Source organism: Streptomyces desertarenae (genome assembly GCF_042681365.1).
Classification (GTDB): Bacteria; Actinomycetota; Actinomycetes; order Streptomycetales; family Streptomycetaceae; genus Streptomyces; species Streptomyces desertarenae.
This window is the reverse complement of record NZ_JBHUFU010000001.1, coordinates 875,662-889,265: the sequence shown is the minus strand read 5'-3', so window position 1 is coordinate 889,265 and position 13,604 is coordinate 875,662. Positions and strand designations below refer to the sequence as shown.

The following is a 13,604-nucleotide window of genomic DNA, read 5'->3' as shown; positions in this document are numbered from 1 at the left end:
CCCAAGCGCCGGCCCTTGATGGCAAGTTGGGAAACGCTCAGTGACAACTGCCGTGTGAATCTGATGACAGAAAGAGCTGGAATCACGAGGGAACGCCCCAGGTCGGGGACCGTCCAGGCGACGGCTAACGCTGGAAGTCGCAGCGGGTGAGCCCGAGCACGATGGGTGTCCGCTCCCAGCGGACCTGCGGAGTCTCGCCAAACGTGCGGGGCGGTATGCGCAGCCCCAGTGGTTCTGATCAGACGAATGAGCGGATGCCGTCGGGGTCGGTACGCAATGATCGGTCCATGACCGAGATCGTCTTGATGTCAGATCCGAAGATCGCAGCCATACCGGTGAAGGACTGCGGCGAACCGCTCCTTGATGTCCGGCGTCACGGCCCCTTCCCCGTCGACACTCGCGAGCAGGGCGATTCCGGGGCCTTTGCGCACCTGCGTGAAGGGGTCTTGAACCGCCTCATTGAGGCGGGGCATCTTCTGCCAGAGGGCATCGGTTTGCTGTTCGTCGAAGGGTATCGGCCACCTGGGCTGCAGCGTTTCTACTTCGAGAGGTACGCCGAAGGGCTCCGGAACGATAACCCCAGCTGGTCCTCAGAGCAGGTCCGTGCTGCTGCAAGCCGGTTCGTGTCTCCTCCGGAGATCGCGCCGCACAGCGCTGGTGCTGCTGTTGATTTGACTCTCGTCAATGCCGAGGGCCAGGAACTCGACATGGGAACGCCGGTGGATGCCAGCCCGGAAGCGAGTGAGGGCGCCTGCTACACCGCAGCCCAGAACATCGGCCCGGAGGCGCGAGCCAACAGGAAGATCCTCACCGAGGCCCTTATGAGGGTTGGCCTGGTGAACTACCCGACCGAGTGGTGGCACTGGTCCTACGGCGATCGCTACTGGGCGCTTGCTACCGGCGCCAGTCACGCCATCTACGGGCCATTGGAACTCGACTGAGGTTCGAGGGCTGCCACCTGCGAGAGTGGTTTCGTCCCGTTCTGACTGAGAAGACGCACGAATCTGCACAGTGGCCTCCACGGGTGTGTGTGGGCAGGCAGGGATAGCACCGGAGACGGTGCACGGGGTCGAGGTCGGGTGGCAGGACTCCGCGGGCGAGTCCGGGCTGCCGTTGGCGAAGGCAGCAAGCGCGGAGTTCGAGGCGGGTCTGCCCGCGCGGGGTTTCCGTCATATCGCGGTCAGCGGCATTTCCTGGTTTGTGCTGGTCGGCGACGACCGGCGGACATGTGGGGTTCGATTCCTGGCTGGAGCGGGATCACGCGATGCTGCTCGACTTCACACCTGATGTGACGGGGCTGCTGTCGCAGCCGTTGTGGCTGTTCTGGACGGACGAGCGTGGCAAGCGGGTCTCGCGCGCACCGGATTACTTCGTGCGGTTCAGGGACGGGCGAGGTCTGGTGGTGGACTGCCGGCCGCTGCATCGGAGCAACGCACGTTCGGCGATCCGATCGCGGTACTGCCGGTGGTCTTCCATCTGCTCTGGCAGGGACGGCTCACAGCGGATCTGTCACGGCCTTTGCCGGATGCCACACTGGCCTCGCGGCCGGAGGTCCGGTGAGCGGGCGCCCGGAGCCACGGGCAGCGTTGAGGGTCGGGGACCGAGTCCAACTGGGCGGTCGGCTGCGCACGGTCGTCGGCCTGTCCGGGACGACGGTGCGGCTCGTCGACGAGCCGGGACGGTGAGCCTGCTTCTGTTCTCTCACCTGCTGGCCGCGGAGGACTTCGAGCTGATCGGCCAGGATGTCGGCCAAGGCCGCGTTCCGCCGTTCGCGTTGTCGGACATCTTGCCGGAGCCGGAAGCCGAGAAGGCGGCTTCCTGGGAACGGCACGTGACCGAAGTGGAGTTCGGCAAGCCGCCGGACGCTGATCCCACTGCCCGGTCCCGTCCTGAATACGGCCCGGTCCGCCACACGGTGGAGGAGCGGGTGGCGGTCAAGGCGGCGGAGTTGCGGGTAGTGGCTGGCAGACGAGTGCAGCGACCGTTCAGCGGATGCGACGGCGCCACCGCGAACAGGGTCTGTGGGGGTTGGTCGATCACCGCAAGACCCGGCTGTCCTCCCCAACGGGACGGGCTGACGACCGGGTGGTGCCGGCAATCGCTGAGGTCTTGGCCGCGAAGACGGAAGAGTCCACCGGCACCGCGGCCGACTGCGTCGACAGGTCGAGGCCGACCAGGCTCGCAGCCGGGTCGAGACGGCGACGCAGCCCGCCTGAGTACGTCCCCGTCGAACGGTCAGCGCCCCCGCGAATCCGGTTCCGGGAAGGAGTTCGCCGGCGGGCTGCGGAGCGGATACCGGCCGGACGATGTCGGTCCCTGCTTGGAAATCGACGGGTCCTTCTTCGTGATGACGGCCCGCCGGAGGATTCCCCAGCGGTTCCCGTCCCGTTGCGGTGCCTCGGATCCCGTCCGGTTCCAGCCGACCTGCCGGGCGTCCGGCGTCGGCCGCACGGCGGTCGACGTGTCCGCGGCTGAGCCGGGCCGGTGCCCAGGGGCCCCGGCCGCGGCCGGGGCCCGCGGCGCGGACGTCACCGCCGCGGGGGTCCGGAATCCACCACGTGCCCGCTGCCCGTGCCGGTTCACGGGCACGAGCAGCGGAGGAGGCGGGGCCGCATCACGCGACGGCAGTGCCCTCGAGTTCGACCAGCTGGCCGGGGATCGCCAGGCGCGTCACGCCGAGCATGGTGGTGGTCGGCGCGACCCGGGCGGCGCCCAGGCGGCCCGCCAGCACGCCGTAGTGCTGGAAGAGCAGGTCGACGTCGGTCGTGTAGACGTTGAGCCGGACCAGGTTCGACAGGGACATGCCGGCCTCGGCGAGCACCGCCTCGATGTTGTCGATGCTCAGTGCCAGCTGCGCGGCCATGTCACCGTCGTGCTCGGGCTTGCCCTCCCGGCTCATCGCGGTCTGCCCCGAGATGTACAGGGTCCGCGAGTGCCCGGAGACGACCTCGCCCTGGTTGAAGCCCATCTCGACCGACCACGTGACCGGGTTGACCGCGGTGCGTTCCATCACCGGCTCACTCCATCCATTCGGTTGGCTGAATTGCGCACGTTCGGCAACGCGGCACTCGCCGGTTTCCGACGACGCGCAAAGGAGCCTTCCAGCAAAACGTGACACCCTCGGTCATGTATGTGGGTAGGGTTTTTCGCATGCGCGCCGACCGGCTGGTTTCCCTGGTGCTCCTGCTGCGCCAGCGCGGTCGGATGACCGCGGGGGCGCTGGCCCGCGAGCTGGAGGTGTCCGTCCGCACCGTGCTGCGCGACATGGACGCGCTGTCCGCGGCGGGTGTCCCGGTCTACGCCGAGCGCGGCCGGCACGGCGGCTTCGCACTGCTGCCCGACTTCCAGACGGCGCTCACCGGCCTGAACCACGACGAGGCGCTCGCCCTGCTCGTGGCCGGATCACGGCGCGGCGCGCAGCTGTTCGGCCTGGGTTCCGCGCTCGCCTCGGCCATGCTCAAGGTGGTCGACGCGCTGCCCGAGGGCCTTCGGGACACCGCGGCCGATGCGGCGCGGCGATTACTCGTCGATCCGGAGACCGACCTCCTCTCTCGCCGCGTCGCCGTCGAGGAGGTGTCCGACGCCATCGCGGCCGAGGTCCGGCGCGCGGTGTTCGCCGGACACAGGTTGCGCATCCACTACGCGGCGGTGGGCCAGGCCCCGAGGTGGCGCACGGTGGATCCGATCGGCCTGGTGACCGTGCGCGAACAGGGTTACCTGTTGGCCAAGAGGGGCGGCGAGGACCGCACCTACCGGCTGTCCCGGGTGCTGGCCGCCGAGGAGCTCGACGAACCCGCGCAGCGACCGGACACCGTCGACCTGGACCGGGCCTGGCAGGAGCGCAACGCGCGCTTCCGGACCGGCGGTGAGAAGGTCGCCGTGCTGGTACGGGTGGACCCGGCGCAGCGGGAACACCTGGTCGGCACCGCTCTGGCCGTCTGCGCCGAGGACGCCGACACGGACGGCCGGCTGCGGTTGGACGTGGTCTTCCAGGATGCGCGACATGCCGAATGGGCCCTGTGGCAGCACGCCACCCGCGCGGAAGTCCTGGCCCCGCAGTGGCTGCGCGCCTCCCTGCGCGACCGCGCCGCCGCGATCACCGCCCGCTATGGTCCGCCGTCCTGAGCGGCCCGACGGCCCGTTCCGGACCGCACTGTTCCACCCATCGGCCACCCGGCCCCGACGACGGCGAGGAGTGCGGTGGAAGCGGTGCGGTCCGCGAGCAGCCGCCGGCCGGCCGTCACGCCGGCACGGCCCTTCGACGCGTTGCTGTGCGACCTCGACAACGTGATCCGCTTCTACGACACCACCCGGCTGGCGGCCCTGGAACGCGCCGCCGGGCTGCCGGTGGGAACGACCGCCTCGGTGGCCTTCGCACCCGAGGTCGACCTGCCGCTGCTGCTGGGCCGGACCACCCGCGAGCGGTGGGCGGAGTCGGTGGCGCGGGCCCTGGCCGGCGGACCGGGGGTGCCGTGCGAGCAGGCGCGCGAACTGGGCGCGGCGCTGGCCGGAGCGCCCTTCCGGGCGGACGGGGAGGTCGTGTCCCTGCTGCGGCGGGCGCGGGAGCACCTTCCGGTGGTGCTGGTGACGAACGCCTCCCTGGGGTTGGAGGAGGACCTGGCCGCGATGGGGCTGGAGGGGCTCGCGCACCACGTGGTCAACAGCGCCCTGGTGGGGGTCGCCAAGCCGGATCCGGAGATCTACGGGATCGCGGTGGAGCGGGCGGGCGTTCCCGCCGGGCGCTGCCTGTTCGTGGACGACCGCCGGGAGAACGTGGAGGCCGCCGCCGCGCTCGGCATGGGGGCCCTGCACTACCGCGCTCCCGCCGACCTCCGCGGGGCGCTCGCCTTCCTGCCCGCGGGACCCGCCGAGAAGTACAAGGTTTAACTACTTCTCTCCGCGGCACCCGTCGTCGGGGCGCGCGGTGCCGTGTCGGGGCACCTGCGCGTCCGCCACGCCAGGGCACAGCATCTTTTTGCGCAAAAGGTGCATAAGGTACTGGCGACGTCAGACGGTGAACAGACCGCGCCGGTGCCCGCGACGCCGGCGCGAGCGAGGAGTCGGAGACCACATGAGCAACGTCAAACTGGCCGTCGTCTACTACTCGGCGACCGGCACCGTCCACGGCATGGCCAAACACCTGGCCCGGGCCGGGGAGCAGGCGGGAGCGGAGGTGCGGCTGCGGCAGGTCGCCGAACTGGCCCCGCAGGAGGCCATCGCCTCCAACGCCGCCTGGAGCCAGCACTTCGACCGCACCAAGGACGAGCCGAACGCCACCGCCGACGACGTGGTGTGGGCCGACGCCGTGCTGTTCGGCACCCCCACGCGCTACGGGAACGTCGCCAGCCAGCTCAAGCAGTTCCTCGACACCCTGGGGCCGCAGTGGCAGCAGGGCCTGCTCGCCGACAAGGTGTACGCCGGCTTCACCGCCACCCAGACCGACCACGGCGGCCAGGAGTCGACGCTGCTGGCCCTGTACAACACCATCCACCACTTCGGCGGGCTGGTCGTCGCCCCCGGCTACACCGACCCGCTGAAGTTCGCCGACGGCAACCCCTACGGCGTCTCCCACGTCACCGGCCCGAACAACGACGCGCCGCTGACCGACACCGAGTACACGGCCCTGGACCACATGGCGCAGCGCGTGGTGCGCATCGCGGGACGGCTCAAGGGCGAGGGCTGAGGCACGCGCGGCGGACCGGGGCCCGGAAGGCCCGCGAGGTGGGGGAGGGCGGGTGACGGACCGCCCTCCCCCTCCCGTGCCCCGTGACGTTACGCCCGGTGGACCTCCAGCGCCGCCCGCACCGCCGACTCCAGGGCCCCCTCGATCCACGCCGTCCTGATGGAGGTGTGGTCACCCGCGAAGAACAGCGGACCCTCGGGGGTGCCCAGGTCCGGCAGCAGCTCCGTGTGCTGGCCCGGCAGCAGCACCGCCGCCTCGCCGTACGCGTACGGGTCCCGCTGCCAGCTCTGGGTGCGGCCCGCACCGGTGTAGAAGACCTCCACCCGCTGCCCGTACACCTGCTGCACGCCGCGCAGGGCGTACGGGTAGCGGGCCTCGTCGTCGAGGCAGTCCCAGCGCCGCGCGTCGTCGGCCCAGCTGTAGGAGGCCAGCAGCACCCCGCCCTCGCTGCCCTCGACGCGGTGCGAGGGGTTGAACATGAACCGGTTGGGGTTGTCGCACACCGATCCGCCGCCGATCACGCCCGCCGCCTCCGGCTGGTCGCGGGAGATCCAGCGGCACGCGGTGTAGTGCACGCGCTGGGCGGGGCTGATGTGGCCGCCCGGCACGGACGGGTGCGCGCCCAGCAGGCTGCCGTCGTCGGGGGCCCTCCCGGTGCGGTACTCGTCGTACAGGCCCGGGCGGACGGCCTCCAGCTCGCGCCGCCAGTCGTCCTCGTCGAACTCCCACCAGCGGCGGCTGAACTCCAGCAGCACCTTGGTGGCGCTGTCGTAGTGCAGCTCGGCCAGGGCCCGCCGCTTGCGGTAGGACGGGAGCGGGGCGATCTGCACCTGCCGCAGCCCGGAGAAGGGCACGGTGAGGACCGCGCAGTCGCCGGTGAACTGCTCGCGCACCACCATGCCGTCGCGCCCTTCGGAGACGGTGTCGATCCACACCGCCGGGCCGTCCGCGCCGATGTGCGGGGTGTCGTCGCGGCCCTTCCGCCCGCCGCCCTGCGCGCGGTACTCGATGCGGGTGGCGCGGCGGTCGAAGCGCACCGCGCCGCGGACCTGCTCCAGCAGTGCGTCGGCCAGGGTGGCGGTGCCGCCCTCCAGCTCCCAGAAGGTGGTGTCCGGGCTGATCAGGGACCAGCCGATGAAGCTGTGCAGGAAGGACAGGGGCAGGCGCGAGGTGAGGTTCTCCAGGGTGCCGATCAGGTCGACGGTGCGCTCGTCGAACCCCGCGTGCTCGGTCAGGAAGCGGTGCATGGACCAGTCGCCGAACCGCTCGACGATCCGCGCCCAGCCCTCCAGGCGCTCGGGGAGCGGCTTGTCGACGCGCCTGCCGTCCGGCCCGACCGTGCTGTACTCGTCGCGCACCGGGTCCAGGACCCGGCCGAGGATCCGCGCGGCGGGGAGGTCCCAGTACTTCTCGGGCACGCCGAAGGACCGGTTGACCGCCCGCGGGTCCTTGGCGTAGTCGGCGCGGCGGACGCGGACGCCGTTGACGTCGATCCAGGTGCGGTACGCGGGCCTGCCCTGGTCGTCGACGTCCACCAGGTGGAAGCGGCGGCGCTTGAGCCCCAGTCTGTCGATCAGCCCGATGACCAGCGGATGGCTGCCGGGAATGCGCATGGCCCCGGCCTCCGCGTACTGCCGGGGGTCGGCGAAGGGCTGGGCCGCGCCCTCGTGGCCACCGGTGCGGAAGGTCTTGATCCGGCCGCCGGCCCGGTTGCCGTTGGCCTCGATGACGGTGACGTGGTGCCCGGCGCGCCGCAGCAGCAGCGCGGCGGTGAGGCCGGCCGGTCCCGCTCCGACGACCAGCACCTTCTTCGGTGCCCCCGCGCCGGCGCGGGGCAGCCCGCCGCCGTGGAGGATCTCGGCGTAGCGCGGGGCGAGTTCGGTGTTCCGCTCGTCGAGCAGGAGGATGGCGCGGGCCACCGCCAGGCAGCGTTCCCGGTCGGCGGCCGGTGCGGCGGCGGGCAGGGTGCCGGGCAGCGGCGCGGCGGGGGCGGCCGCCGGGGCCGCGGGGGCGGCGGCGGTGAGTCCGGCGACGGCGGCGGCCGTACCGGCGCCCGCGGCGAACCGGCGGCGCGACAGGGAGGAACCGGTCTCGCCGGTGTGATGGTCTGTGTGGAGGCTCATGGCCCCTGACTACGGCCACACCGCCGCCGGGGGGAGGCGGCGCACGGGCCGACCCGCCGAATTCCCCCGTACGGGAACGACTTTCGGGTGTGAAAAGGCGTTGGGTGACGGCGCACGGGTTGGGCATGGTTCCCCCATGACCCTTACGAGCCCCTCTCCTGTCACCCTGCGCCCCCTGGACGAGGAACTGCTGCCCGCGCTGCTGGCCGCGGCCGTCGCCGGGGCCGACCCCCGCGAGGTGATGCCGACGGACGGCGCGGACGGCGGGCCCGCCGGGTGGACGGACGAGCAGCGGGACGCCTTCGTGCGCTTCCACCGGTCGCGGTCCCTGGGAGCGGACCGGGCGGAGGACGTGTACGCCGTCGTCGTGGCGGAGACGGGCGAGACCGGACAGGTGGAGGAGTCGGTGGCGGGCGCGGCCCGGCTGGCGCCGGGGCCGGAGCCGGACGCGGTCGAGGCGGGGCTGTGGCTCGGGCGCTCCTACCGGGGCCGGGGGCTGGGCACGGCGGTCTTCGCCCGCCTCGCCGGCACGGCCCGCGAGGGCGGCGCCGCCCGGCTGTTCGCCCGGACGGCAGCGGCCAACGCCGCCACCCGCCGCCTGCTCACGGCGGCGGGGGCCGACCTGGAGCGGCACGGCGACGGGACGGTCACGGCGTGGCTGGCGCTGCGCCGGCCGGTCCCGCGGCCGGAGTGATGTTGCGGTTGAAGCGGAAGAGGTTGTGCGGGTCGTGGACGGCCTTGAGGGCGGCCAGGCGCTCGTAGGTGCCCGGTTCGTACCCGGCGCGCGTCTGCGCCTCGCCGGCGCGCTCGCCGTCCCCGTAGAGGAAGGCGAGGCTGTGCCCCGCGGTCCACGGCTCCAGGGCCCGGCGCAGCAGGGCGTGGCGCTCGCGGATCGCGTCGGGGCCGGTGCGGGGACCGGGGAAGGAGAGGACGCGGACGACGTACTCCGCGTCCCGGTGGTCCACCGCCGCCCCGGCCGGGCCGCGCCGCCGCAGGGCCCCGCCCAGGTGGCGGACGTCCACCACGCAGTCGACGGGGGAGTCCGGCCCCACCGTGCCGTGCACGGCGCGCAGCGCCTCCGGCGGCAGTTCGCGCAGCAGGGCGTTGGTGGCGGTGTAGGCGTGCGGGGTGGTGGGTTCGCGGTGGATCGCGGCGGACTCGCCGTACGGCATCGGCCGCAGGTCGTCCACCAGCCGCTCGCCGGCCGCCCGCAGCGGCGCCACCAGCTTCTCGCCCTCCTCCTCGGGGCCGGCGAAGACGATCCGCAGGGAGGCGGTGTACCGGCCGCGCAGGGGGGCGGGGACGGCCGGGACGTCGGGGAAGCGGAGCAGGACGGCGGAGGAGGTCATCTCCTCGGGCACCCCGTCGGCCGTCCAGCGCCGCCAGGTCTCCACGGCCCGTTCCGCCAGCGGGGCGTCGAAGACGAGCTGCCCGCCGTAGACGGCGGGCACGGGGAACAGCTCCAGCTCCACCGCCGTCACCACGCCGAAGTTGCCACCGGTGCCCAGCAGCGCGCCGAACAGCTCGTCGCCGGGGCCGAGCCGGCGCAGCCGCCCGTCGGCGGTGACGGCCTCCAGCGCGCGGACGTGGTCGGCGGCGTAGCCGTACCGCCGGGCCAGCAGGCCGATGCCGCCGCCGAGGGTGTAGCCGACGGCGCCGACGGTCGGTGACGAGCCGTTGAGCGGGGCCAGGCCGTGCCGCGCGGCCGCCTCGACCACCGCACCCCACCGCGCCCCGGCGGCGACGCGCGCGGTACGGGCGGGCGCGTCGACCTCGACGTCCGCCATGCGCCGGGTGCCGACGAGGACGCCGCCGTCCGCGGCGACCGACAGCCCGTGCCCGGTGGCCTGCACCGCCACCGGTAGCCCGTGCTCGGCGGCGTACGCCACGGCCAGCCGCACGTCCTCGGCGTCCACCGCGCCGACGGCCAGGGAGGGGCGGTGCGCGGCGGCGGTCTGGAAGCCGGCGACCTCCTCGGCGTAGCCGGGCTCGCCGGGGCGGAGGACCGGGCCGGTGAAGGAGGGCGGAGTGGGTGCGGTGTGCTCCATGCCCTCCAGCGTGGCCGCCGACCGTCCATAAGTCCAAGATCTGGATCATATGGCCACTAGAATCAGATCTTATGGAACTCCGGCAGTTGCAGTACCTGGTCGCCGTGGTGGAGGAGGCCGGTTTCACCCGCGCCGCCGAGCGTCTGCACGTCGCCCAGCCGGGGGTGAGCGCGCAGATCCGCCATCTGGAGAAGGAGTTGGGGCAGCCGCTGCTGGACCGCTCCGGCCGCACGGTGCGTCCCACGGAGGCGGGCGAGGCCGTCCTGCCCCACGCACGGGCCGCGCTCGCCGCCGCCGACGCGGTGCGGCACGTGGTGGAGGAGTACACGGGGCTGCTGCGCGGCCGCGTCACGGTCGGCCTGTTCTCCGCCGCGGCCACGTACGACCTGGACGTCGTGCCCCTGATGGCCGACTTCCACGACGACCACCCGCACGTCGAGATCACCCTCACCGAGGACGTGTCGGACCGGATGCTGGGCGCCCTGCACCGCGGCGAACTGGACGTCGCCGTGGTAGGCCTGACGGGAGAGGAGCCGCCGCCGGGCGTCTCGCTCCAGGTGGTGGTCGACGAGCCGCTGGTCGCGGCCGTCCCGCCGGACGACCCCCTGGCCGGCGGCGCGGACCGCACCACCGTGGCGCTGGCCGACCTCCGCGACCGGACGCTGGTCAGCCTTCCGCGCGGCACCGGGCTGCGCGGCGTCCTCGACCGGGCGTTCGCCGGGGCCGGGGTGCGCCCCCGCGTAGGCTTCGAGGCCGCCGCGCCCCACGTCCTGGTCCAGCTCGCCCGGCGCGGCCTGGGCGTCGCGGTGCTGCCGGCCTCCTCGGCGGCCGGGGAGGGCGACCGGCTGCGGGTGCTGGAGATCGTCCGGCCCCGGCTGCGCGGCCGGATCGCCCTGGCCTGGCGCACGGACGGGCCCTCGGGGCCGGCGGCCCGCGCGTTCCTGGACCGGCTGCGCACGGCGCTGCCCGGCCCCGCGGCCGACCGGTAGCCGCCGCGCGGCCGCACGGGCCCGCGGCGTGCCCGCTCCGCTCCGGCCGCCGCGCGGCCTACCCGCGGGCCCCCACCGCCTCGGCGAGGCGGCGCCAGCCCTCGCGGGGCAGCCCGTCGGGTGCGGGGGAGCCGACGAGCTGGAGGGCGACGTGGTCGGCCCCCGCCGCCCGGAACTCCTCGACACGGGCCCGGACGCGGTCCTCGTCGCCCCAGGCGAACAGGGCGTCGACGAGGCGGTCGCTGCCCCCGTCCGCGAGGTCCTCCTCGGTGAAGCCGCCGCGCAGCCAGTTGCCGGTGTAGTTCGTCAGGCCCAGGTAGAACGAGAGCGCCTCGCGGGCCAGGGCGCGGGCCCGGCCGGGATCGGGCTCCAGCACCACCCCCAGCTCGGGGGCGAGGACGGGGCCGGCGCCCAGCGCCTCCCGGACCGAGGCGACCTGCTCGGCCGTCACCAGGTAGGGCAGGGCGCCCGCCGCGCGCTCCCGGGCCAGGCCCAGCATCCTCGGCCCGAGGGCCGCCAGGATGCGCCGGCGTGCGGGCACCGGGTTCCGGGCGGCGTCCAGGTCGTCGAGGTAGCCGGTCATCGAGGCGAGCGGACTGCGGTAGCCCTGGACCATCTGGGGGTGGCTGACCCCCAGGCCCAGCACGAAGCGCCCGGGGTGGGCGGCCTCCAGCTCCGCGCAGCGCGCGGCGGTGTCCGCCGCCCCGGCCCGCCAGATGCTCTGGATGGCGGTGCCCACGGTGATGCTCCGGGTCGCCGCGACGACGGGCGCGGCCTCCTCCACCGTGCTGTGGCCGAGCCAGAAGGCCCCGAACCCCAGTTCCTCCAGTTCGGCCGCGGCCTCGTTCCGCGCGGACGGCTCCAGGCCGGAGGTCCCTCCGAAGACGCCGAAGCGTCCGATGGCGCGCGCGAGGGAGGTGGTGGTCGTGTCGTCCATCGTGCGGACTCCCCGGGTCGGTGGTCGCGGCGGGCGGGCGCCCGCTCGTCACGAATGTGCCCAACCGCCGCCGCCGGCACCGGTATTCCACCGCGGACCGCGGTTCACCGGCCCGCCGTCTCGGTCCGGTAGGTGTCGTGGGCCGCGGCGAGGGAACCGAGGGGCGCGGGCGGACAGGTGCGGGTGTGGAACTTTCCTTGCGAGCTCGCGTACGGGCCGGTGATCCGGCGGCGTACGGCGAGCTGTTCGACGAACACGCGGCGGTCGTCCACCGCTACGCGGTCCGCGCCACGGGCGACTGGGCCGCGGCCGAGGACGTGGTGTCGCTGACGTTCCTGGAGGCCTGGCGGCTGCGGGAGAAGGTGGAGCCCGACGGGGAGAGCCTGCGCCCCTGGCTGCTGGGCATCGCCACGAACGTCATGCGCAACACCGCGCGGGCCGCCCGGCGGCACCGGGACGCGCTCTCCCGCCTCCCGCCGAAGGAGGCGATCCCCGACTTCGCCGAAGAACTGGTCGGCCGGATGGCCGATTCCGAACGGCTGGCCGCCGCCCACCGGGCGCTGGGGAGGCTGCGGCGCGCGGAGCGCGAGGTCTTCGTCCTGTGCGTGTGGCAGGGCCTGGACTACGCCGCGGCGGCCGAGGCGCTGGGCGTGCGGATCGGGACGGTGCGCTCCCGGCTCTCCCGGGCCAGGGCGCGGCTGCGGAAGCTGACGGAGGCGGAGCTGGAACACCCGCGCGGGGAACCGGAACCCCCCGCCGGCAACGGACAGGTACGGGGCAGCCGCACCGCAGCGGCCCGGCCGAGACAGGAGAGGACCCGATGAACGCCGACCCGCGGACGCACTCCGAGCCGGACGAGCGCGAGGAACTGGCCCGGTTGCTGCCGCCACCCGGCGACCCGGCCCTCCCGCCCGGCCGCCACCACGCCCTCAAGGAGCACCTGATGCGAGAGATCGACCGCGACACCGCCCCCGCCTCCCGTCCGCGCGCACGGCGCCGGCTGGTGCTGGTCGCCGTACCGGCCCTGGCCGCGGCCGCCGTGGCCGCCGGCGTGACGGCGGGCGGCACGTCCGACGGCGGCCCCCCGGCGGCCGCCACCGCCACCGCCTCCGCCGGCGCCGCCGCCGGACGGCAGGAGGCCGTGGAACTGCTGGACCGCATCGCCACCGCCGCGTCCGCCCGCACCCCCGCCGCCGTCCGCGACGACCAGTACGTCTACCTCCGCACCCAGGGCACCCGGGAGGTCGCCGGGGAGGGCACCGACCGGATCCGGCGCGAGGACTGGCACGCGGTGGACGGCGAGCGCGACGGCCTCGCCCGCCTGGACGTCCTCTCGGGCCCCTCGAAGGGCGGCCCGGCGGACGCGTCGGGCCGGGACATGAAGCTGGAGGCCGACCCGAACCGGACCACCTACCGCGAACTGCAGAAGCTGCCCACCGACCCCGGCGCGCTGCTGGAGAAGCTGTACGCCGACACCGAGGGGCAGGGCTCCGACCGCCACGGGCCGGTCTTCGAGGCGATCGAGGCCATGCTCCCGGAGTCCACGCTCCTGCCCGAGGTGAACGCCGCGCTCTACCGGGCCGCCGCCAAGATCCCCGGTGTGACCGTGGACCGGGACGCCGAGGACGCCGCCGGGCGGCCCGGCGTGGGCCTGACGTTCGAGGCGGCCGGAGAGGACCGCACCACCTGGGTCTTCGACCGCTCCACCCTCGCCTACCTCGGCTCGGACGAGACGGCGGTGCTCGCCGTCGCCGTGGTCGACGAACCGGGCGACGCCCCCGCCCGCCCCGCCGGGGACCGGGCCGTCTGACCCGGGCCGCGGCC

General features: G+C 74.0%; 12 protein-coding genes and 1 pseudogene. 9 read left to right on the top strand and 4 right to left on the bottom strand.

All coding sequences use genetic code 11. The features are described 5' to 3' along the window. The first annotated feature begins 287 nt into the window (after positions 1–287). Both ACFSJS_RS03985 and ACFSJS_RS03980 read left to right on the top strand, forming a co-directional pair. Positions 288–941, top strand: a complete 654-nt coding sequence (locus ACFSJS_RS03985) for a M15 family metallopeptidase (RefSeq protein WP_380896670.1) — start codon at positions 288–290, stop codon at positions 939–941. A 257-nt stretch (positions 942–1,198) separates the two neighbouring features. Further along, positions 1,199–1,387, top strand: a pseudogene (locus tag ACFSJS_RS03980) (TnsA-like heteromeric transposase endonuclease subunit); the annotation flags it as partial. Positions 1,388–2,614: 1,227 nt separating this feature from the next. On the opposite strand, the gene ACFSJS_RS03975 reads toward ACFSJS_RS03980, so the two are convergent. Then, positions 2,615–3,010, bottom strand: a complete 396-nt coding sequence (locus ACFSJS_RS03975; protein WP_380896668.1) for a RidA family protein — start codon at positions 3,008–3,010, stop codon at positions 2,615–2,617. 140 nt (positions 3,011–3,150) lie between these two features. On the opposite strand from ACFSJS_RS03975, the gene ACFSJS_RS03970 reads away from it, so the two are divergent. The 3 genes from ACFSJS_RS03970 (at position 3,151) to wrbA (ending at position 5,683) form a co-directional block, all read left to right on the top strand. Beyond that, positions 3,151–4,125, top strand: a complete 975-nt coding sequence (locus ACFSJS_RS03970) for a helix-turn-helix transcriptional regulator (protein ID WP_380896666.1) — start codon at positions 3,151–3,153, stop codon at positions 4,123–4,125. An 84-nt stretch (positions 4,126–4,209) separates the two neighbouring features. Then, on the top strand, positions 4,210–4,887 hold the full coding sequence (locus ACFSJS_RS03965; protein ID WP_380896804.1) for an HAD family hydrolase: 678 nt from the start codon (positions 4,210–4,212) through the stop codon (positions 4,885–4,887). Positions 4,888–5,071: 184 nt separating this feature from the next. Continuing rightward, entirely contained in the window at positions 5,072–5,683 is a 612-nt protein-coding gene (gene wrbA, locus ACFSJS_RS03960) for an NAD(P)H:quinone oxidoreductase (RefSeq protein ID WP_380896664.1), read from the top strand. A gap of 89 nt (positions 5,684–5,772) precedes the next feature. Here the strand turns inward: wrbA and ACFSJS_RS03955 are convergent, their stop codons facing one another. Next, positions 5,773–7,806: a flavin monoamine oxidase family protein gene (locus ACFSJS_RS03955; protein WP_380896662.1), complete on the bottom strand. Its 2,034-nt coding sequence runs from the start codon at positions 7,804–7,806 to the stop codon at positions 5,773–5,775. Positions 7,807–7,942: 136 nt separating this feature from the next. Here ACFSJS_RS03955 and ACFSJS_RS03950 point away from each other — a divergent pair, with 136 nt between their 5' ends. Beyond that, positions 7,943–8,500: a GNAT family N-acetyltransferase gene (locus ACFSJS_RS03950; RefSeq protein ID WP_380896661.1), complete on the top strand. Its 558-nt coding sequence runs from the start codon at positions 7,943–7,945 to the stop codon at positions 8,498–8,500. Here ACFSJS_RS03950 and ACFSJS_RS03945 read toward each other — a convergent pair. Next, positions 8,454–9,854, bottom strand: coding sequence for an FAD-binding oxidoreductase (locus ACFSJS_RS03945; RefSeq protein ID WP_380896658.1), 1,401 nt, complete (start codon positions 9,852–9,854; stop codon positions 8,454–8,456). The genes ACFSJS_RS03950 and ACFSJS_RS03945 overlap by 47 nt on opposite strands. Before the next feature lie 71 nt (positions 9,855–9,925). Between ACFSJS_RS03945 and ACFSJS_RS03940 the strand changes: the two genes are divergently transcribed. Further along, entirely contained in the window at positions 9,926–10,843 is a 918-nt protein-coding gene (locus ACFSJS_RS03940; protein WP_380896656.1) for a LysR family transcriptional regulator, read from the top strand. A gap of 58 nt (positions 10,844–10,901) precedes the next feature. Here ACFSJS_RS03940 and ACFSJS_RS03935 read toward each other — a convergent pair whose 3' ends face one another. Beyond that, a complete protein-coding gene (locus ACFSJS_RS03935; RefSeq protein ID WP_380896654.1) occupies positions 10,902–11,780 on the bottom strand; it encodes an LLM class F420-dependent oxidoreductase in 879 nt (292 codons plus the stop codon). 185 nt (positions 11,781–11,965) lie between these two features. Here ACFSJS_RS03935 and ACFSJS_RS03930 point away from each other — a divergent pair, with 185 nt between their 5' ends. After that, positions 11,966–12,604 carry an RNA polymerase sigma factor gene (locus tag ACFSJS_RS03930; RefSeq protein ID WP_380896652.1) on the top strand — a complete coding sequence of 213 codons (639 nt, stop codon included), beginning with the start codon at positions 11,966–11,968 and terminating at the stop codon, positions 12,602–12,604. Beyond that, on the top strand, positions 12,601–13,590 hold the full coding sequence (locus tag ACFSJS_RS03925) for a CU044_5270 family protein (protein ID WP_380896650.1): 990 nt from the start codon (positions 12,601–12,603) through the stop codon (positions 13,588–13,590). Before ACFSJS_RS03930 ends, ACFSJS_RS03925 begins: the two co-directional genes overlap by 4 nt. The last annotated feature ends 14 nt before the right edge of the window (positions 13,591–13,604 follow it).

What these genes read in the sequence shown, in the direction of transcription:
- ACFSJS_RS03940 (WP_380896656.1), top strand. Translation starts at nt 9,926, where the DNA reads ATGGAACTCCGGCAGTTGCAGTACCTGGTCGCCGTGGTGGAGGAGGCC.
- ACFSJS_RS03975 (WP_380896668.1), bottom strand. Translation starts at nt 3,010, where the DNA reads ATGGAACGCACCGCGGTCAACCCGGTCACGTGGTCGGTCGAGATGGGC.
- wrbA (WP_380896664.1), top strand. Translation starts at nt 5,072, where the DNA reads ATGAGCAACGTCAAACTGGCCGTCGTCTACTACTCGGCGACCGGCACC.
- ACFSJS_RS03935 (WP_380896654.1), bottom strand. Translation starts at nt 11,780, where the DNA reads ATGGACGACACGACCACCACCTCCCTCGCGCGCGCCATCGGACGCTTC.
- ACFSJS_RS03955 (WP_380896662.1), bottom strand. Translation starts at nt 7,806, where the DNA reads ATGAGCCTCCACACAGACCATCACACCGGCGAGACCGGTTCCTCCCTG.
- ACFSJS_RS03925 (WP_380896650.1), top strand. Translation starts at nt 12,601, where the DNA reads ATGAACGCCGACCCGCGGACGCACTCCGAGCCGGACGAGCGCGAGGAA.
- ACFSJS_RS03985 (WP_380896670.1), top strand. Translation starts at nt 288, where the DNA reads ATGACCGAGATCGTCTTGATGTCAGATCCGAAGATCGCAGCCATACCG.
- ACFSJS_RS03945 (WP_380896658.1), bottom strand. Translation starts at nt 9,854, where the DNA reads ATGGAGCACACCGCACCCACTCCGCCCTCCTTCACCGGCCCGGTCCTC.
- ACFSJS_RS03950 (WP_380896661.1), top strand. Translation starts at nt 7,943, where the DNA reads ATGACCCTTACGAGCCCCTCTCCTGTCACCCTGCGCCCCCTGGACGAG.
- ACFSJS_RS03970 (WP_380896666.1), top strand. Translation starts at nt 3,151, where the DNA reads ATGCGCGCCGACCGGCTGGTTTCCCTGGTGCTCCTGCTGCGCCAGCGC.